Raw genomic sequence first — 18,959 nt, forward strand, 5'->3', positions numbered from 1 at the left:
AAACTCAAAGATTATAAAAAAATCCCGTAATGATTCATACCATACTCGATACAGATCTTTACAAATTCACAACTTCGTATGCCTACATCAAGTTGTTTCCTTATGCTGTGGGAACTTTCAGTTTCAGAGACAGGGACGAAACAGTCTATACAACTGAGTTCCTCGCGAAATTGCGTCAAGCTGTGAACGACATGGCATTGATTGCTTTGTCCGATGAAGAATTGGAGTATATGGTGCATCACTGCCGTTTCTTACCGAGAGTTTATTGGGAATGGCTTTCTTCTTTCCGATTCCACCCAGAGAAAGTCAAAATACATTTGGACGAGGAACAGCATTTGAACATTGAAATCACGGACTATCTGTACAAGGCCACCCTTTATGAGGTTCCTCTGCTTGCTCTTGTTTCGGAGTTGAAGAATCGTACATTGGGTAATGTACCTGATATGAAAGATATCCTCTGCAAGCTGTCCGAAAAGGTGATCTTGTCCAATGAACATCGTATCAGTTTTTCGGAGTTCGGTACGCGTCGGCGCTTTTCGTTCGATGTACAGGATAGAGTCATCGGCTATCTGAAAGAGGCTTCGTTGTATTGTACAGGAACATCCAACTGCTATTTTGCCATGAAACACGGCATGAAGCCGATGGGGACACATCCGCACGAATGGTTTATGTTCCACGGTGCCCAGTTCGGCTACAAACATGCCAACTATATGGCGTTGGAAAACTGGGTGAATGTGTATGACGGAGATTTAGGCATTGCTTTGTCCGACACTTATACATCGGATATCTTTTTGAACAATCTGAGCCGTAAACAAGCCAAACTGTTTGACGGTGTACGCTGTGATTCGGGCAATGAATTTCTTTTCACCGATAAGTTAGTGGCACGCTACAACGAATTGGGTATTGACTCTACTACCAAAACCATCGTATTCAGCAATGCGCTGGACTTTGGCAAAGCACTCGACATTCAAGAATACTGCAAAGGCAGAATCCGTTGTGCCTTCGGCATCGGTACCAATCTGACGAACGACACCGGATTCAAGCCTTCAAACATTGTAATGAAACTGACCCGATGCAAGATGAATACCAATCAGGAATGGCGCGAATGCGTAAAGTTGTCGGATGATGCGGGAAAACATATCGGTAGTGAGGCGGAAGTCAGAGCATGCTTGTATGACTTGAGGTTGAATGAGCATTAATCCCTTCTCTATTTTTCCGTCTCTCTTTTCCTCTTATACGCAAACTCTTTCCATTTCTCCTCCGGCCAGTTTTGCCGTTGCATCTCCATGCGTGCCATCACGAAGAAGAGGTCGGATAGACGATTGACGAAACATAGTATATCCTTGTTCACGGAATCTTGTCGATGGAGTGTCCATAAGCGGCGTTCGGCACGACGAGCGATGGTGCGGGCATATTGCAGATGGGCAGATAGGGGAGTGCCACCGGGTAAAAGGAAATAGCCGTTATCATGTAGCAAGACGGTCATGGCATCCATTTCTTGCTCGCAACGCAAAGTGAGCTCGGCAACTGAAAGCGGATTGGGATTTACCGTACCCGAAGGAGTGGCTACATGGCTCATCACCGTCATCAATTCGCATTGAATGGCATGCAGCAGGTTATATCGCTCATCTCCCGAAGGAAGCATAGAGCGTACAATGCCAATAATGGCGTTCAACTCATCAAGACATCCGTTGGCTTCGATGCGTATATCGTCTTTGGGAACACGGGCACCGCCATGAATGCCTGTGGTGCCTTTATCGCCGGTTCTGGTATAAATTCTTTTCATAAAAAAGGATTAAAAATTTATGTTATCAGTTATTTGTTTTTTCAGAACAGAGACAATGGGTCGGTCTCTCCCCAATAGAGGTGTGTATAGCTGGCAATGACGTTCTTGTATCGGAAAACAAGAGTGGTTACCGGCTGTCCTTTGGCGTTGTACACTTGTGCGACAGAATCAGGCAAATTCAGCATGCAGTTTCCTTCATCTTCCGGCAGACAGTCGCCTTCGTAGTCCTTGAAACACTCGGTGTAGGCCAGTCCTTTCTTACCGAATTGGGTATAGTGGAACTCATGCCCTCGCAGTTGCTTTCCGTTGTATTGAAATTGCCGATAGCCCAACGACAGTTTTTTGTCATGGGTTTCGGCCGAAATGTAAAAAGGAAAGACGCCAACCATTCGGTGTACCATGCGTCTGTCGGCAGATTGCATGCTTTCCGCGTCGCAGGAGATGGCTTGAGACAGATACATCATTCCGCCACACTCGGCCAAAGCTTTGCCTCCGGCTTCTATGTATTCTCGGATGGATTTTAAGGTACAACGAGCTGCCGACAGTCTATCCGCATGCTTTTCGGGATATCCTCCGGGTAAATAAAGCAAGTCGGTATCTTGAGGCAAGGGGAGGTTCTCTTCCGGATTGAAAAGAGTGACAGTGCCCATACGTTGCAGTATATCCAAATGCTCGGCATATAGAAAAGAAAAAGATTCTTCGTTACAAGCTACGGTAATGTGTAGTTTTCTGTTGTCCGTTTCCGTTTTTTCATTCTTCCTCTCCGGCAAGGGACGCATGGTTGCATTCAGCAGCAATTGCCAGTCTACGTATTGTTCCAGAAGGTCGGCAAGAGTGTTCACCTCCATATCTTTCAAGTGGCTGAAGTCGAGCCCCAGATAGCGCGTATCTTGTTCCAAAAGTTTTTGTTTGGGCAGATAGCCGAGGCAGGTCACATTAAGGTCGGAACAGACTTCTTGCAACATCTCATAATGTCTGGGCGAACCCACCCGATTGAACAGTATGCCTGCTATCTTTACTTCCGGACGGAAATGAATAAAACCGGATAGTAAAGGAGCCATGGAATAAGCGGCAGACTTGGCATCGACGACCAGCACCACGGGAAGATGAAGCAGTTCCGCTATCTCGGCAGAGGATCCCCGACTGCGGTCGTAGCCATCGAACATACCCATCATTCCTTCCGCAACCACTACGTCGGCATCTGCCGAATAACGGGCATACAGTTCTTGCACGTGTTCTTCGGATGCCATGAAAGTGTCCAGATTGATGGAGGGACGGTGACACATGGCGGTGTGATATTTGGTATCTATGTAGTCCGGACCGCACTTGAAAGGCTGCACCTTAAAGCCTTTCCTCACCAGCAACGCCATAAGTCCGCGACTGACGGTGGTCTTTCCGCTGCCCGATGCAGGTGCAGCTATTAAAAATTGGGGTATGCTTCTCATCCTTTCTAACCGCTTCGGCAGGCACGACATCCTGCATTTTCTTTTTTCCTTCCACAAAGGTAAACATATCTCCGACAAAAACCTTATCTTAGCTGCCAAAATAAACATACGCTATGATAACCGAAGAACTGAGAAAACTCTACATCACGCATACCGGATACGAGCCGGAACACATTGACGAACTTCCTTCTTCCGGCTCCAACCGCCGTTACTTCCGTCTTACGGGAAACCTCACATTGATTGGCGTGAGCGGCGAATCGGTGGAAGAGAACCGCGCTTTCCTATACATGGCCGGGCATTTCCGCCAAAAAGGATTGCCGGTGCCGCAAGTCGTTATTCACTCCGAAGACGAGATATATTATCTGCAAGAGGATTTGGGAGACACCTTGCTGTTCAATGCCATCGAAAAAGGACGCAAGACCAGTGTCTTCGGTGAGGACGAAAAGCAACTGTTGCGTAAAACCATCCGACTGCTACCGGCCATACAATTTGCCGGCGCCGACGGGATGGACTTCTCATACTGCCATCCGCAAGCAGAGTTCAACAGCCGTTCCATCCTGTGGGATTTGAACTATTTTAAATATTGTTTTCTCAAGGCCACGGGAATGGAGTTTCAGGAAGACCGTTTGGAGGATGATTTCCAGAAGATGGCGGACGTACTGCTGCGTAGCAGCTCGGCCACCTTCATGTATCGCGATTTCCAGAGCCGCAATGTTATGATAAAGAATGGAGAGCCGTGGCTCATCGACTTTCAGGGCGGGCGGAAAGGTCCGGTCTATTATGATGTGGCTTCGTTCTTGTGGCAGGCCAAAGCCAACTATCCGGACAGCCTTCGCAAGGAACTTCTGAAAGAGTATCTTGATGCACTGTGCAAATACCGGCCCGTAGATGAGGCTTATTTTTACGCCCAACTTCGTCATTTCGTACTGTTTCGTACCATGCAGGTGCTGGGAGCCTATGGTTTCCGGGGATATTTCGAGAAGAAGCCGCATTTTATCCAGAGTGTTCCCTTTGCCATCGAGAATCTGCGCCAATTGTTGCAAGAGCCATATCCCGAATATCCCTATCTCTGCCGGATATTGCGTGAACTTACCGAATTGAAACAGTTTACGGACGACCTGCAAAAACGCCGGCTGGTAGTAAAAGTCACCAGCTTTGCTTATAAGAAAGGTATTCCCGAAGACCCTTCGGGCAACGGAGGGGGATTTGTATTCGACTGTCGTGCGGTGAACAACCCGGGTAAATACGACCGTTACAAGCCTTTTACGGGATTGGATGAACCTGTCATTCGTTTTCTCGAAGACGATGGGGAGATAACTGACTTTCTGGAACACGCATACGCTTTGGTCGACGCCTCTGTAAAACGGTACATGGAACGCGGATTCACCAGCCTGTCAGTCTGCTTCGGCTGCACGGGCGGACAGCACCGTTCCGTATATTCGGCACAGCATCTGGCCGAACATCTGAATGAGAAATTCGGCGTACAGGTGAACCTGATGCATCGCGAACAGAATATCGAACAAACATTCAAAGCAAAGAATTAGTGCTTATGAAAGCAATGATATTTGCTGCCGGTTTGGGCACACGCCTGCGTCCGCTGACCGACCATACACCCAAAGCGCTTGTTCCCGTAGCGGGAAAACCTATGTTGGAACGGGTGATACTGCGGCTGAAAGATGCAGGATTCAACGATATAACGGTCAATATCCATCACTTCGGCGGGCAAATCATCGACTACCTCCGTGCTCATGACAATTTCGGGACGAACATCCACATCAGTGACGAGCGTGATATGCTGCTCGATACCGGTGGAGGTATCGGCAAAGCACGTCCGTTTCTCGATGGCAGCGAACCTTTTCTTGTCCACAATGCCGACATCCTTTCAGAAACAGACCTTGCCGCTTTCTATCGCCATCATGTGAAGAGCGGGGCAGAGGCTACTTTGCTTGTCAGCGAGCGGGAAACCTCGCGCTATCTGCTCTTCGACGACAACCTCCGGTTGAAGGGGTGGGTCAACAAGTCTACCGGAGAGGTGAAGCCGGAGGGCTTCGACTACGGGGAAAAGGAGTTTCGCGAACTGGCTTTCGGCGGTATTCACGTCATTTCTCCCTCTCTTTTCCGCTTCATGGACGATGAGCGGTGGACGGGAAAGTTTTCCATCATACCTTTTTACCTCTCCGTTTGCCGCGAAGCATGTGTGCAGGGATACGTGCCGCAAGGAGAACAATGGTTTGATGTGGGGAAAATAGAGACGCTGAAGAAAGCGGAAGAGTGGTTGTATATGAACCACGATTCAGCCGAAAATCCCCTGTAAGCAGTCGGAACTTCCAAGCAGCTCCTTTCGCAACACACTTCAACTTACAGGACAAGTTTTGCTTTCCTTATACTCGGATCTTTGTTCGCAGTGCGCGGATATGTGTTCGCACGGTGCGGATATGTGTCCGCAGGTTGCGTTTTTGTGTCCGCAGTGCGCGAACAGAGATTCATCCCGGCTTCGGACAAAGTTTACTGCTTGCTACGAACAATCTTTTCATAAGGACTCGAAAGGTTTTTTCCATTAAACCGACAGCCCGCCATACTCTTCCTGAAAACAGATAAAGATATCCCTGAAACAATGCGCAGAAGAAAGTGGAAATAAAATCAAAACAAAATCTGATTCGGGGCAAAAAAGTGTAGGGTTTTTCTTTCCGGAGCGCTCTTATTGGTAGAAACCCTTTAAAAGCTCTTGCCTTATGAAAAACTTTGCCGGATTTACAATCGGGTGTTTGCTGCTCTGCATGTTTGGAAGCTTCACCCCGCTGGCAGCACAAGATGCCGCCGTAAACGACCTTACCATAACCGGTGTAGTAAGGAACAAGGAAAACCGGAAGCGGTTGGAAAATGTGAATATATCGGTCATCGGCACCAACATAGGTACAGTGACCAACCAAGACGGCACTTTTTCTCTCAAAGTAAGCACCACCGAAGGCTTTCGTGGAGTGGAATTCTCCCACATCGGCTATCTCAATACGCACCTGTCTCTTGAAGAATTGGAAAAGCCGGACGAACTGACCATCTGGATGATACCGGCTCCCAACCTGCTGAGCGAGATTGTGGTCTACGGAAACAATCCTCGCATCATTGTGGAGGAAGCCATCAGGAAAATCCCCGTCAACTATGCGGCCACAGACAATATGCTGACTGCTTTCTACCGGGAAACCGTGCAAAAGCGTCGCCGTTATATCGGTGTCTCCGAAGCCGTGATGAATGTCTACAAAACGGCATATGACGAGCGTGACGTCAATCGTGATAGGGTACAACTCCTCAAAGGACGCCGCTTGATGAGCCAGAAACTAAGCGACACGCTGGCTGTTAAAGTAGTGGGAGGCCCCAATCTTTCTCTCTATCTGGACGTGGTGAAGAACGGCGACGCCTTGCTCAGCCCGGACAATCTGAATTACTATGATTTTCGGATGGAGGAACCGGTGAATCTGGACAACCGGATGCAGTATGTCGTCAGTTTCCGCCCGCGGGTCAGCCTGATGTACGCACTCTTCATCGGGAAGCTCTACATCGACTATGAACGCCTCTCCTTTACCCGTGCCGAATTTGAACTGGACATGGCCAACAAAGTGAAAGCAGTAGAGGCCATTCTTCACAAAAAACCTGTCGGGTTGAGATTCCGCCCGCAGGAAGTCAGTTATTTGGTGACTTATAAGCAGCAGGGCGACCGTACTTATCTGAACTATATACGAAATATCATCCGCTTTAAATGCGATTGGCAGAAACGGCTGTTCTCTTCCACCTACACCGCTTTTTCCGAAATGGTGATCACCGACCGGGACGATAATCCGCAGACGGGTATCTCCGGACGGAACGCTTTCAAACAGAAGCAAGTGTTCTACGACTTGGTGGACGAGTATTGGAACGAGGATTTTTGGAAGAACTATAATATCATAGAACCGACGGAATCGCTGGAGAATGCCGTCAATAAATTGAGAAAACAGTCCAACTGACAATTAGCCAAGCACTTGAATAAGTTTTATTGATACCCTCAGGCTTTGTTTTCCGTGTTTTTACTTATATTTGGAGAAATCAAGTGATTAAAGCCATAGATTATGCCGAATGAACCGACGATATGGAGCAAAGTGAGAGAAGGGGACATCAAGACGTTCGAAGCGCTGTTCCGCCAATACTATATGCCTCTTTGCTGGTATGCCGCAAGTATTACGGATTGCGCGCGGGCAGGCGAGGAAATTGTAGAAGAACTCTTCTATGTGCTGTGGAAGGATAGAGAGAAACTGGAAATATCCCATTCCATCAAGAGTTATCTTTATCGTGCGGTCAGAAACGAAGCACTGCAATACTGTGAGCATCGTGAAGTGAGAGAGCGGTATGCCTCCACCGCAGACAGAAAGAGCGGGTGGGGCAGTCTGGCAGACCCTCAACAGGAAATGGAATACAAGGAACTTCAAAGTCTGATTCGGAAAACGCTCGGCCAAATGCCTTCGCGCCGACAGCAGATATTCAGGATGCACCGCATGCAGGGAATGAAGTACACGGATATTGCCACAGTCCTCTCGTTATCCGTCAAGACAGTAGAGGCGGAAATGACTAAGGCGCTCCGAACATTGAGAAAAGAAATTGATAATTACACCCGAACAAGATAATGGAAATAAACAACAAGAATAGAAAGACCGATGAAGCGTGGAAACGCTTGTATGCACGTCTGGAAGGCGAGGGTTTGCTGAACGGCGAAAAAGAAGGGAGGCATGTGGCTAAACGCCCGTCACGCTATCTGAAATGGGGAATACCGGCAGCAGCCCTGATTGCCGGAATTATTTTTTGCATGGCATGGTGGGGATGGCCGGGAGGAAACGAAAAAAACCTTATCCTCCTGACGCAGGAGAATAAGGAGCAAGCAACTTTGGTGAAAACATTGGAAGACGGTTCGATAGTATATCTTGCCCAAGAAAGCCAGTTACAGTATCCCAAGCATTTTGCAGATGACAAACGAACGGTAAATTTGCAAGGCGAGGCCTTCTTCGACGTGGCCCGGAAACCCGGAAAAACGTTTATGATTGAAACCGACAAAGCGCGTGTGGAAGTGCTGGGAACGGCTTTTGATATACGGAGCAATGCAACGGCGCCTTTCAGCTTATCGGTACAGAGAGGTAGTGTGAAGGTTCTGCTGAAAGAAAACGGTGAAACCGCTTTGGTAAGAGCCGGTGAAACCGTGACTCTGCAATCGGACAGACTGCTTCTGAGTGAAACGGCACATCCGAATGCCTTCGATCGGTATGTCAAGAACATCCGCTTCAAGGACGAGTGTTTAGAAGATGTGTTGCGGGTCATCAATAAAACATCTTCCTACTGGCAAATTGAAACGGCCTCTCCCGCATTAGGTAAGAAACGGCTGACGGTGGAATTTTCCAACAACTCACCGGAATTTGTGGCCGAACTCATTTGTCTGACATTCAACTTGCAGTGTGAGCGCAAAGAAAATAAATTGGTATTGTTTTGAATGAGGAATACATGAATACAGTTCGCTTCATAATCGTTTTCTCATGGATGCTTTTCATTACGGGCAATGTAAAGGCAACAGGAGATGATGTCCTGGAGCGTATCATCCGCATGCCCAAAGCAAAAGGAACCGTCTATTCTTTATTAGGAAAAATATCAGAACAGTCCGGCTATCTGTTTATTTACGACAGCAAGGTTATCAACAATGATTCTATTGTTAAGTTCAGAAAGAAAGAATGCTCTGTACGGCAAGCCGTCTACGAGATAACCGGCAACCGGAATCTTGAATTAAAGGTATTGGGACGTCATATATTGATAACACAGGCAGAAAAGAAGCTTGCAATAAAGGAAACACCTTTATCATTCCATTCCGCCATCACCGGCCGACTACAGGATAAAGAAACCGGAGAACCGGTGGTCAGCGCATCCGTCCATGTTCAGGGCACTTCGTTGGGCAACATCACCAATCAGAACGGAGAATTCAGACTCCAACTGCCTGATTCCTTAAGGCACGGCACACTCTCTTTCTCTCATCTGGGCTATGTGGGGCAAACGGTAGCGGTGGTTGCCTTGGAAGGCCGCAACAATGTCCTGAGTCTCGAACCTAAAATCATTCCTTTGCAGGAGGTGCTTATCCGTTTGACGGAACCTAAAAAACTTCTTCGCGAAATGATGGAATGCCGAAGCAAGAATCATTCCTCGAATCCGGTTTACCTGACTACCTTTTACAGAGAAGGAGTATATCTGAAAAACAAGTTTCAAAGCTTCACGGAAGCTGTCTTTAAAGTCTATAAGGCATCGATGCTGGAACCGGTTTTCAATGATCAGGTGAAGTTGCTTAAGATGAGCAAGATAGACAACAGGGAGCAAACGGACAGCGTGATAGCCAAAATCAGGTCGGGGGTAGAGGCTTGCTTGCGGCTGGACATCATGAAACACATTCCCGACTTCCTTTCTCCCGAAACGAGTGACAAGCTTTATACGTATACTTCCGGTGACATCGTTTCTGTAGGCGACCGCACGGCCAATGTAGTCAGCTTTGAGCAAAGGAGAGGAGTAAAAGGCCCTTTATTCTGTGGCGAACTCTACATAGACCCGGAGAACAAAGCTTTGTTACGCGCCCGTTTCGAAATTCAGCCCCGATACGTCAAAGAGGCTACAGCTGCTTATGTAATGCGTCAGGCGCAGGAAGTACGGCTGACAACGGAAAAGATCGTTTATACCGTCTCATATAAACCTTGGAACGGCATCTATCATATTCATCATATCCGTGGCGATCTCTATTTCAAGATGAAGCGCAAGCGCATATCATTCAGCAACCCCATGCTGCACACTTGGTTTGAGATGGCAACCTGCCGGATTGATAACGAGAATGTGACACGCTTTCCACGTGCCGAAAGACTACCTATGCACACAGTGTTTGCAGAAACGAACTTTCAATATGATACAGATTTCTGGGGTGATTTCAACGTGATTCCATTGGAAGAGGAACTTGAAAAGATTATTGAGAAAGTTTCTTTAAAAATAGAACGGACCGATGGTTCCGGCTTTTAATCCTCAATCGTTTGCAGGTAGAAAGTGCATATTTTAGCAGGAGAATATATCGTTTTCGTGCTTTTTATTGTAATTTTGCCACGATATTAGTTTTAATTAAAAAGATTGTGACAATGAAATTACCTGAAGATCCGGTGATGCTGTATAGCTTCATCAACACAAAACTGCGTGATTTCTATCCTTCATTGGATGCTCTTTGTGAGGATATGAATGTAGAGAAAGAGGACATTGTTAGAAAACTGAAGTTGGTGGGATTTGAATATAACCCTGTAAAGAACAGATTTTGGTAAATAATGTCATTGTATAAGTAATAACAACTCCCGTTGTTTGTTGCCGTAAAGCACAATTCAACGGGAGTTTTTTGTTTTATTAAGCCGGATTACTTTGATTCACCCAGATTCTTTTGAATGTCAGCATCTGTAAGTTCGTAGTTCACCAAATCTCCGGATAAGTACTTATCATAAGAAGCCATGTCAATCAGTCCGTGTCCGGAAAGATTGAACAGAATCACCTTTTCCTCACCCGTTTCCTTGCACATGTTGGCCTCGCGAATGGTGGCGGCAATGGCATGACACGATTCGGGAGCTGGGATAATACCTTCTGCCTGCGCAAAAAGACAACCGGCATCAAATGATTCGAGTTGCTTGATGTCAACAGCTTCTATATAACCGTCCTTCAACAGTTGCGAGACAATGACACCTGCACCGTGATAACGCAACCCTCCGGCATGGATATTGGCAGGAGTAAAATTATGCCCCAACGTGAACATGGGTAGCAAAGGGGTATATCCGGCTTCATCACCGAAATCGTATTGAAATTTACCGCGTGTAAGCTTCGGGCAAGAAGCCGGCTCGGCAGCGACGAAACGGGTCTTCTTTCCTTCAAGGATATTGTGCCGCAGAAACGGGAAAGTGATGCCACCGAAATTGGAACCTCCACCGAAACAGGCTATCACCACATCCGGATACTCGCCCGCCATAGCCATCTGCTTTTCGGCTTCCTGACCGATGACGGTCTGATGCAACGTTACGTGGCTCAACACAGAACCAAGCGTATATTTGCAGTTGGGAGTGGTTTGTGCCAATTCGATAGCTTCGGAGATAGCAGTCCCCAATGAGCCTTGATGATTGGGATGAGCCGTCAGGATGTCTTTTCCGGCACGAGTTGACATAGACGGTGACGGCGTGACTTGTGCGCCGAATGTCTGCATGATGCTGCGTCGATATGGTTTCTGCTCATAGCTGATTTTCACTTGATAAACAGCGGCTTCCAAACCGAAAAGACGTGCTGCATAGGCCAAGGAAGCTCCCCATTGTCCCGCACCGGTCTCAGTGGTGACATTGGTGACCCCTTCTTTCTTGCAATAGTATGCTTGCGGAATGGCCGAATTCAGCTTATGCGACCCCATCGGACTGACACTTTCGTTCTTAAAATAAATATGGGCCGGTGTGCCAAGCGCTTTCTCCAGTCCGTAGGCACGTACCAACGGAGTACTCCGGTAGTATTTGTACATCTCGCGCACCTCTTCAGGAATCTCAATCCATGCGTCCGTCTGGTTAAGTTCCTGCCGACAGAGTTCCTCGGCAAAGATAGGATACATGTCTTCAGCTTTTAGTGGTTGTTTCGTCCGGGGGTTAAGAGGAGGCAAGGGCTTATTCACCATATCGGCCTGTATGTTATACCAATAATGTGGAATTTCCTCTTCAGGCAGGATAAATCTTTTTGTTTTGTTGCTCATAGTGGTTTTATGATTAATAATTCAAAGCCCCAAATGTAGCCATTATTTTTTTCACCCACCTTTTTTTCTTTTTGTTTTTTGTATATGACGTAAGATTTGCCTAAGTTTGTCTCGATTTGTTAAACCATGTTTTATGAAAAGCCACCATAAACTCCTATTGAATAAGAATTATCGGATTCAGAGATTTCCATTGCTTCTACGAGTGGTTGTAGCCATTATATTGGGGCTTATTCTGGGGCGACTGTTACCCGAATCGGTGGGTCGCGTGTTCATCACATTCAATTCTTTGTTCGGAGAATTCCTTTCTTTCTCCATACCGCTGATTATCTTGGGACTTGTGGCTCCTGCCATAGCTCATTTAGGACGAGGTGCAGGCAAACTGTTGGTACTTACAGCTGCCATAGCCTACGCCTCCACTGTATTCTCAGGCTATTTCACCTATTTCTCTTGTATGGAACTTTTTCCAGACATCATTTCCCGCGAAGCGATACCGGACGGTATAGGCAAAGAAACCGTAACGGGGCTGCAACCTTTTTTTGTGGTGCAGATGCCCCCTGCCTTTCAGGTGATGACTGCCCTGGTACTTGCTTTCACATTTGGGCTGGGCATGGCTTTACTGAAAACAAAGTATTTGCAGAATACATTCGATGACTTCAGAGACATAGTCTCAATTGTTATTGAAAACGTTATTATTCCACTGCTTCCATTCTATATTTTCGGCATTTTCTTGAATATGATCCGAAATGGAGAGGCATTTGCTGTATTGGCACAATTTTCTAAGGTGATTGTCGTAATATTCACGCTTCACATCTTGCTTCTTCTCCTTCAGTTCACGATAGCCGGTGTGATAGGGCGCAAGAATCCGTTGAAGCTTTTGCGCACCATGTTGCCCGCTTATGCCACGGCATTGGGTACTTCGTCTTCGGCTGCCACCATTCCCGTGACACTGAAACAAACCATCAAAAACGGAGTGCAGGAAAACATCGCCGGTTTTACCGTGCCTCTTTGTGCTACGATTCATATGGCCGGAAGCACCATGAAAATCACAGCTTGTGCGTTGGCTATCATGTATATGGGCAATATGCCTGTTGAATTCGGGACGATCAGCCGGTTTATCTTCATGTTGGGCATTACGATGGTGGCTGCTCCCGGTGTGCCCGGTGGCAGTATCATGGCTGCCTTGGGATTATTGAGCAGTATTTTGGGTTTCAACGAACAGTTGCAGGCATTAATGATTGCGCTCTACATAGCCATGGACAGCTTTGGCACAGCCTGCAACGTAACGGGCGACGGAGCCATTTCGGTGATAGTGGACAGAATAGCAGGAAAGCATGAACAATGCTTGTCTTAATCAATTGAATTAGAGGTAACCACTATCAAAAGAGAGAATAAATTTTATATTACGTACAATTTACGCTATTTTTGCTCCGTCAATCTAAAAAAGTTCCTATGTTTAAAATCGGAAGTGACGGATAACATAATATAGCCCTAAAAAAGCTATACCATTATAGTTAACTTTGTAAGTGATAACAACAATATTAACTCATAACGATATAGCTTATGAAACGTGTACAAAGTAACACATTAGATTTCAGTGGTCAAAATATTTATGTAGGAATTGATGTCCACCTGAAGAGTTGGTCGGTTGCAATTTTATCAGAGCATAGTGTTCTGAATCGATTCAGCCAAATTCCGGAACCGGAAGCATTGCACAAGTATCTTGTCAGCAATTATCCGGGCGCCAATTACTTCTCTGTGTATGAAGCCGGATTCTGCGGCTTTTGGATACACGAGAAACTGATGGATTTAGGAATAACCAACATCGTGGTCAATCCAGCCGACGTTCCGACCATGAGTAAGGAAAAACTTCGTAAGACGGATGCCGTGGATTGTAACAAGCTGGCTCGTGAATTACGTTCCGGTTCGCTGGTAGGAATATACGTTCCCAAGGCGGATGTCCTGGAAATGCGCTCTTTGATAAGGATGAGAAACCTGATTGTAAAAGACAGCACCCGTGCGAAGAACCGCATCAAGTCATTGCTTCGTTTTCATGGAGTGGATATACCCGAAGAGTTTACCCGATGCTCGATAGGATGTTGGTCAAAACGTTTCCTGACTTGGCTTCATTCTCTCGAACTCTCAACAGAGTATGGCAAGAAGACTTTGGAACTGCACTTGGAGCAGTTCGTGCGTTTGCGTAAGATGCTTCTTCAGGAAACACGTGCCATCCGTGAGATATCACGTAACGCACCTTTTGAGAGGCCGATACGTCTTCTGACTTCTGTTCCCGGAATAGGCGTTACTACAGCTGCTACCCTGATGGTTGAACTTGACGGTATAGTCCGTTTCAGGAATGAGGACCATCTGGCTTCTTTCATCGGTCTGGTACCCATGTGCCATTCGAGCGGTGAGAGTAACGGCACAGGGGATATAACGGTACGTCGCCATTTCATGCTCCGCTGCCTGTTGGTGGAAGCTGCATGGATTGCAATCCGTAAGGATCCTGCAATGACTGTAGCCTATACGGAATACCGTAAACGTATGAATCCCCAGAAGTCAATCATAAAGATTGCCAGACGGCTTGTAAACAGAATATATTATGTACTCAAACATGAAAAGGAATATATACCGTGTGTTGTCAAATGATACAGAATCCTATAAGGTAAAACAACTTTCTTTTGAGGAAAATACTATCATTACTTTGCGGCTTTGAAGTCCGCTTAAAAAAGTTTGTAATCCTCATTAATGGTTTGACTGATAAAGGAACTTGCAGCCCCTTGTGTGGTGTCTGCTGTGGAAAGTTTGTTTTACCATAGGATTATGGTTAGGTTTTCTTAGCCATATCAGACGATATCAGTAATACAAAAAGAGAGGCGTGTAACCGCCTCCCAAAGTAGCATTACTGCGTACCGTTAGGATGCTTATTGCTGGTAGGTTGCTCCTCAGCAGAGCCTACTTCCTCTTAACATCCTGACAAAAAGATATGAAACTAAAGTTAATTATTAATGAATTATCCAACTTTGTTTGGATTTTAAATGGAAAAAGTAATGATGAAGAAGATAGTTTATACACTGGCATGCGCATCAATAATCTCACTCGCTGCATGTTCGTCGCAAGATAAGAACAAGAAAGAAGACTTGCAAACACTGCAACAAGACAGCACAGAGGTGTCTGCACCGCAACGTATGCAAGTGTCTGATATAAAAACAACTTTCACATATAAAGGAAAAGAGTACCAATCTTCTGTACTTCGTATCCCTGACGAAACACTGCCTATTGTGAAGAATGAGCAAGGAGAGAAGTTTGTGGACAATCGTATAACGTTACGCATCAGTTGTGAAGGTAAGCAATTGGTAGACAAAGCATTCACAAAGGAAAGTTTTGCATCATTGATAGATGCCGAGTTTATGAAAAACTCTATTCTCGAAGGACTGGTCTATGACAAAACCACCCCGGAGGGAATGATATATGCGGCCAGCATCTGTTATCCGCAATCAGACTTGTATGTACCCACCCGGTTAGTCGTCACAACCGACGGAAAGATATCCATGACAAAAGAGGAGCTGATGGAGGATTATCAAACGACCAGTATAATTGACACATTGCTCGTATCCGCAATTACTGACATAACTGAACAATCCGAAAATACGACGGAAGAATTCTTCCATGTCTGTAATTCAAAATAATCCGGCATTTACGCTTGTACAATCATAAGCCCACATTGGGGGAGGCGTATGCCCACACTTCAACGAGCGTATGCCCACACCTTAGAAGGCGTATGTCCGCACTTTAAGAGACGTATGCCCGCACCTTAGGGAAGCTGCCCCCACACTTTAGGAAAGATGAGCCCTCACTTTAAGGAAAAGTGGCTTTGGGGAAATTATAGAACTTTCAGGATTGAACCAAAATAACTCATGAAAGAAAGAGCTATTGCCCCAACTTTCATGAGTTATATGTTCAAAAGAATATCTCTAAAAAATATGCTTTAGCTTAGAAGTATGTCTTTTTTTATGGAACCGGCAGATATCAGTTTCTGAATTCCAGGCCGGTTCTCATCTGATTGACATCTACCATAATCGGTTTGCTACGATCCACTTCCTGAGCCAACAGCTTCTTCGACAAATCGTTCAGCAAGTAATGCTGGATAGCACGTTTCACCGGACGAGCGCCAAATTCAGGATCATACCCAACGTTAGCAAGAAAATCAATACCGGCATCTGTCAATATCAATCCGACGCCATTATCGGAAAGCATCTTCTGTACGCTTTTGATTTGAAGAGTGACAATCTGTTTAATTTCCTTCTCCGTCAAAGGCATAAACATGATTGTTTCGTCAATACGATTCAGGAATTCAGGACGAATGGTCTTCTTCAGCATGTTCATCACTTCTTTCTTCGTTTCCTCAATCACTTCCTCCTTATTAGTGCTGTTAAGCCTTTCCATCTGACTTTGAATGTAAGCACTACCCATATTGGAAGTCATGATGATAATCGTATTCTTGAAATTCACTGTACGCCCCTTATTATCTGTCAGACGACCGTCATCAAGCACTTGCAACAATATGTTGAATACGTCCGGATGCGCTTTTTCTATTTCGTCGAACAGCACCACGGAATATGGCTTATGTCTTACAGCTTCAGTCAACTGTCCGCCTTCATCGTAACCTACATATCCCGGAGGTGCTCCAACCAGACGAGAAACACTATGCTTTTCTTGATACTCGCTCATGTCAATGCGTGTCATCATCGTTTCGTCATCGAACAGAAATTCAGCCAAAGCCTTTGCCAATTCGGTCTTACCGACTCCTGTGGTACCTAAGAAAAGGAACGAACCGATAGGGCGTTTGGGGTCTTGCAATCCTGCACGACTGCGACGCACAGCATCGGCCACGGCTTCAATGCCTTCATCTTGTCCGATGACCCGTTTATGCAATTCTGCCTCCAAATGCAACAGTTTGTTTTTTTCGCTTTGCAGCATCTTGCTCACCGGGATACCTGTCCAGCGCGATACCACGTCAGCAATATCCTCTGCATCCACTTCCTCTTTAATCATGGCCTTATCTCCTTGCATTTCGTGCAGCTTCCGTTGCGTTTCCTCAATTTCTTTGTTCAATGCCTGCAGTTTGCCATAACGAATTTCAGCAACTTTTCCATAATCACCTTCCCGTTCTGCCTTGTCAGCTTCAAACTTCAAGTTTTCAATTTCCACTTTATTTTGCTGAATCTTGTTGACCAATGTTTTTTCACTCTGCCATTTAGCTTTGTAAGAGTTTTCCTGTTCTTTCAGTTCCGCAAGTTCCTTACCTATTTGTTCCAGTTTAGGTTTGTCGTTCTCGCGCTTAATGGCTTCACGCTCAATTTCCAACTGTTTGATTTTACGTGTAATCTCATCCAATTCTTCCGGAACGGAATCAACCTCCATACGTAACTTGGCGGCAGCTTCATCCATCAGGTCGATGGCCTTATCCGGCAGAAAACGGTCGGTAATATAACGATTGCTTAGTTCTACAGCCGCAATGATGGCATCATCCTTAATTCGTACGTGGTGATGATTCTCGTAACGCTCTTTCAGTCCACGCAGAATGGAAATAGTGCTGAGTGTGTCCGGCTCGTTCACCATAACTATTTGGAAACGCCGTTCCAACGCTTTGTCTTTTTCAAAATATTTTTGATACTCATCAAGGGTAGTGGCTCCGATGCTTCTTAGTTCACCACGAGCTAAAGCCGGCTTCAATATATTGGCGGCATCCATGGCTCCTTCACTCTTTCCGGCTCCTACCAACGTATGGATTTCATCAATAAAGAGGATAATATTCCCTTCTGACTTTTTCACTTCGTTGACGACGGCTTTCAGACGTTCCTCAAACTCTCCCTTATACTTGGCACCGGCAACCAATGCCCCCATATCCAATGAATAGACTTGTTTGTCTTTCAAGTTTTCGGGTACGTCACCACGGAGAATACGGTGGGCAAGCCCTTCTACGATAGCCGTTTTACCTGTACCCGGTTCTCCGATAAGAATAGGGTTGTTCTTAGTACGTCGACTCAGAATTTGCAATACACGACGAATTTCTTCATCGCGGCCAATCACAGGATCCAGTTTGCCGCTACGCGCAGCCTCATTCAGATTAAGAGCATACTTTTCCAACGACTGATAGTTCTCATCACTAGATGGTGAAGTTACTTTTTCTCCTTTCCTCAGCTCATTAATGGCTGCACGCAATTCTTTTTCCGTCATTCCGGCATCTTTCAAAATGGAAGAAGCGGTACTTTTTACGTTGAGCAATGCCAGTAATACCGGTTCCAGAGAAACGAATTCATCTCCCATTTCCTTTGAGTATTGTGTAGCTTTTTGTAATACTTCGTTAGCTTCACGGCTCAAATATGGCTCTCCACCTGATACTTTGGGCAAAGAATCGATCTGTTTGTCGACCACGAGTGCAATCTGTTGCCCATTCAAACTAAGTTTCTGAAAAATGAAATTGGTTACGTTTTCGCCAACTTTCATCACACTCTGAAGCAAATGTACCGGTTCAATGGATTGCTGTCTACGGTTCTGTACCAGATTCACAGCTTCTTGTACTGCTTCTTGTGCTTTAATGGTAAAATTGTTGAAATTCATATATTGTTCTCCTTTCTATTATCAGTTTTATAACACAAGGGGAGATGCAAAAGAATTGCCAATGGCATATTCCGGACATTTTTTCAGTTATCTGATAAAAGGATTGACAAATTGTCTGATAATCTGCCAATTATGATTTAATATATATTGGTATATCATCCATTTATATCTGGAGTGTATGTGCATGATATGTTTAATTTTCTTTACCCTATTATCTACAAGGCTTTTTGCTTAGGTTAAAAAAGAGTGGTATATCAAGACTCTGAACAAAACTTTTTCTTACCTTTACAATTTAAATTGTAAACTAATAAGC

Annotated in this window: 14 protein-coding genes and 1 pseudogene; 11 read left to right on the forward strand and 4 right to left on the reverse strand. The window is 45.5% G+C overall.

Features of this window, described 5'->3' with window-relative positions; genetic code table 11:
• Nucleotides 1-29 precede the first annotated feature (29 nt).
• On the forward strand, nucleotides 30-1,199 hold the full coding sequence (pncB, locus tag C3V43_RS03145; RefSeq protein WP_106068561.1) for a nicotinate phosphoribosyltransferase: 1,170 nt from the start codon (nucleotides 30-32) through the stop codon (nucleotides 1,197-1,199).
• 8 nt (nucleotides 1,200-1,207) lie between these two features.
• Here the strand turns inward: pncB and C3V43_RS03150 are convergent, their stop codons facing one another.
• Both C3V43_RS03150 and C3V43_RS03155 read right to left on the reverse strand, forming a co-directional pair.
• On the reverse strand, nucleotides 1,208-1,786 hold the full coding sequence (locus C3V43_RS03150; protein ID WP_106068562.1) for a cob(I)yrinic acid a,c-diamide adenosyltransferase: 579 nt from the start codon (nucleotides 1,784-1,786) through the stop codon (nucleotides 1,208-1,210).
• A gap of 41 nt (nucleotides 1,787-1,827) precedes the next feature.
• Nucleotides 1,828-3,231: a cobyrinic acid a,c-diamide synthase CobB gene (locus C3V43_RS03155; RefSeq protein WP_106070437.1), complete on the reverse strand. Its 1,404-nt coding sequence runs from the start codon at nucleotides 3,229-3,231 to the stop codon at nucleotides 1,828-1,830.
• A gap of 113 nt (nucleotides 3,232-3,344) precedes the next feature.
• On the opposite strand from C3V43_RS03155, the gene C3V43_RS03160 reads away from it, so the two are divergent.
• The 7 genes from C3V43_RS03160 (at nucleotide 3,345) to C3V43_RS03190 (ending at nucleotide 10,577) form a co-directional block, all read left to right on the forward strand.
• Entirely contained in the window at nucleotides 3,345-4,775 is a 1,431-nt protein-coding gene (locus C3V43_RS03160) for a RapZ C-terminal domain-containing protein (protein ID WP_106068563.1), read from the forward strand.
• A gap of 5 nt (nucleotides 4,776-4,780) precedes the next feature.
• A complete protein-coding gene (locus C3V43_RS03165; protein ID WP_106068564.1) occupies nucleotides 4,781-5,545 on the forward strand; it encodes a nucleotidyltransferase family protein in 765 nt (254 codons plus the stop codon).
• Nucleotides 5,546-5,963: 418 nt separating this feature from the next.
• A complete protein-coding gene (locus C3V43_RS03170; RefSeq protein ID WP_106068565.1) occupies nucleotides 5,964-7,226 on the forward strand; it encodes a carboxypeptidase-like regulatory domain-containing protein in 1,263 nt (420 codons plus the stop codon).
• Nucleotides 7,227-7,328: 102 nt separating this feature from the next.
• Complete coding sequence (locus C3V43_RS03175; protein WP_106068566.1) at nucleotides 7,329-7,880, forward strand: RNA polymerase sigma-70 factor; 552 nt, start codon at nucleotides 7,329-7,331, stop codon at nucleotides 7,878-7,880.
• On the forward strand, nucleotides 7,877-8,734 hold the full coding sequence (locus C3V43_RS03180; protein ID WP_106068567.1) for a FecR family protein: 858 nt from the start codon (nucleotides 7,877-7,879) through the stop codon (nucleotides 8,732-8,734). Before C3V43_RS03175 ends, C3V43_RS03180 begins: the two co-directional genes overlap by 4 nt.
• 47 nt (nucleotides 8,735-8,781) lie before the next feature.
• On the forward strand, nucleotides 8,782-10,287 hold the full coding sequence (locus tag C3V43_RS03185) for a carboxypeptidase-like regulatory domain-containing protein (protein ID WP_394336159.1): 1,506 nt from the start codon (nucleotides 8,782-8,784) through the stop codon (nucleotides 10,285-10,287).
• Nucleotides 10,288-10,400: 113 nt separating this feature from the next.
• The gene (locus tag C3V43_RS03190) at nucleotides 10,401-10,577 is read left to right on the forward strand and encodes a DUF4250 domain-containing protein (RefSeq protein ID WP_106068568.1); all 177 of its coding nucleotides are present in this window, start codon (nucleotides 10,401-10,403) and stop codon (nucleotides 10,575-10,577) included.
• Between the two features lie 89 nt (nucleotides 10,578-10,666).
• Here the strand turns inward: C3V43_RS03190 and C3V43_RS03195 are convergent, their stop codons facing one another.
• Nucleotides 10,667-12,025 (reverse strand): TrpB-like pyridoxal phosphate-dependent enzyme, encoded by a 1,359-nt coding sequence (locus C3V43_RS03195; RefSeq protein WP_106068569.1) that lies wholly within the window; start codon nucleotides 12,023-12,025, stop codon nucleotides 10,667-10,669.
• A 133-nt stretch (nucleotides 12,026-12,158) separates the two neighbouring features.
• Between C3V43_RS03195 and C3V43_RS03200 the strand changes: the two genes are divergently transcribed.
• The 3 genes and pseudogenes from C3V43_RS03200 to C3V43_RS03210 form a co-directional block, all read left to right on the forward strand.
• Nucleotides 12,159-13,376 carry a dicarboxylate/amino acid:cation symporter gene (locus C3V43_RS03200; RefSeq protein WP_106068570.1) on the forward strand — a complete coding sequence of 406 codons (1,218 nt, stop codon included), beginning with the start codon at nucleotides 12,159-12,161 and terminating at the stop codon, nucleotides 13,374-13,376.
• Between the two features lie 209 nt (nucleotides 13,377-13,585).
• Complete coding sequence (locus C3V43_RS03205) at nucleotides 13,586-14,671, forward strand: IS110 family RNA-guided transposase (RefSeq protein ID WP_106039978.1); 1,086 nt, start codon at nucleotides 13,586-13,588, stop codon at nucleotides 14,669-14,671.
• A 404-nt stretch (nucleotides 14,672-15,075) separates the two neighbouring features.
• Nucleotides 15,076-15,618: pseudogene (locus tag C3V43_RS03210) on the forward strand (DUF4738 domain-containing protein); the annotation flags it as partial.
• A 433-nt stretch (nucleotides 15,619-16,051) separates the two neighbouring features.
• On the opposite strand, the gene clpB reads toward C3V43_RS03210, so the two are convergent.
• The gene (gene clpB, locus C3V43_RS03215) at nucleotides 16,052-18,646 is read right to left on the reverse strand and encodes an ATP-dependent chaperone ClpB (RefSeq protein ID WP_106068571.1); all 2,595 of its coding nucleotides are present in this window, start codon (nucleotides 18,644-18,646) and stop codon (nucleotides 16,052-16,054) included.
• Nucleotides 18,647-18,959 lie beyond the last annotated feature (313 nt).

The sequence above is a fragment of the Prevotella heparinolytica genome, from assembly GCF_002998535.1.
GTDB classification, from domain to species: domain Bacteria; phylum Bacteroidota; class Bacteroidia; order Bacteroidales; family Bacteroidaceae; genus Bacteroides; species Bacteroides heparinolyticus.

Bases quoted from the DNA above. Each gene is read 5' to 3' on its own strand.
- C3V43_RS03160 (WP_106068563.1), top strand. From the start codon at position 3,345: ATGATAACCGAAGAACTGAGAAAACTCTACATCACGCATACCGGATAC.
- C3V43_RS03200 (WP_106068570.1), top strand. From the start codon at position 12,159: ATGAAAAGCCACCATAAACTCCTATTGAATAAGAATTATCGGATTCAG.
- C3V43_RS03150 (WP_106068562.1), bottom strand. From the start codon at position 1,786: ATGAAAAGAATTTATACCAGAACCGGCGATAAAGGCACCACAGGCATT.
- C3V43_RS03155 (WP_106070437.1), bottom strand. From the start codon at position 3,231: ATGAGAAGCATACCCCAATTTTTAATAGCTGCACCTGCATCGGGCAGC.
- pncB (WP_106068561.1), top strand. From the start codon at position 30: ATGATTCATACCATACTCGATACAGATCTTTACAAATTCACAACTTCG.
- C3V43_RS03205 (WP_106039978.1), top strand. From the start codon at position 13,586: ATGAAACGTGTACAAAGTAACACATTAGATTTCAGTGGTCAAAATATT.
- C3V43_RS03195 (WP_106068569.1), bottom strand. From the start codon at position 12,025: ATGAGCAACAAAACAAAAAGATTTATCCTGCCTGAAGAGGAAATTCCA.
- C3V43_RS03185 (WP_394336159.1), top strand. From the start codon at position 8,782: ATGCTTTTCATTACGGGCAATGTAAAGGCAACAGGAGATGATGTCCTG.
- C3V43_RS03190 (WP_106068568.1), top strand. From the start codon at position 10,401: ATGAAATTACCTGAAGATCCGGTGATGCTGTATAGCTTCATCAACACA.
- clpB (WP_106068571.1), bottom strand. From the start codon at position 18,646: ATGAATTTCAACAATTTTACCATTAAAGCACAAGAAGCAGTACAAGAA.
- C3V43_RS03170 (WP_106068565.1), top strand. From the start codon at position 5,964: ATGAAAAACTTTGCCGGATTTACAATCGGGTGTTTGCTGCTCTGCATG.
- C3V43_RS03175 (WP_106068566.1), top strand. From the start codon at position 7,329: ATGCCGAATGAACCGACGATATGGAGCAAAGTGAGAGAAGGGGACATC.
- C3V43_RS03165 (WP_106068564.1), top strand. From the start codon at position 4,781: ATGAAAGCAATGATATTTGCTGCCGGTTTGGGCACACGCCTGCGTCCG.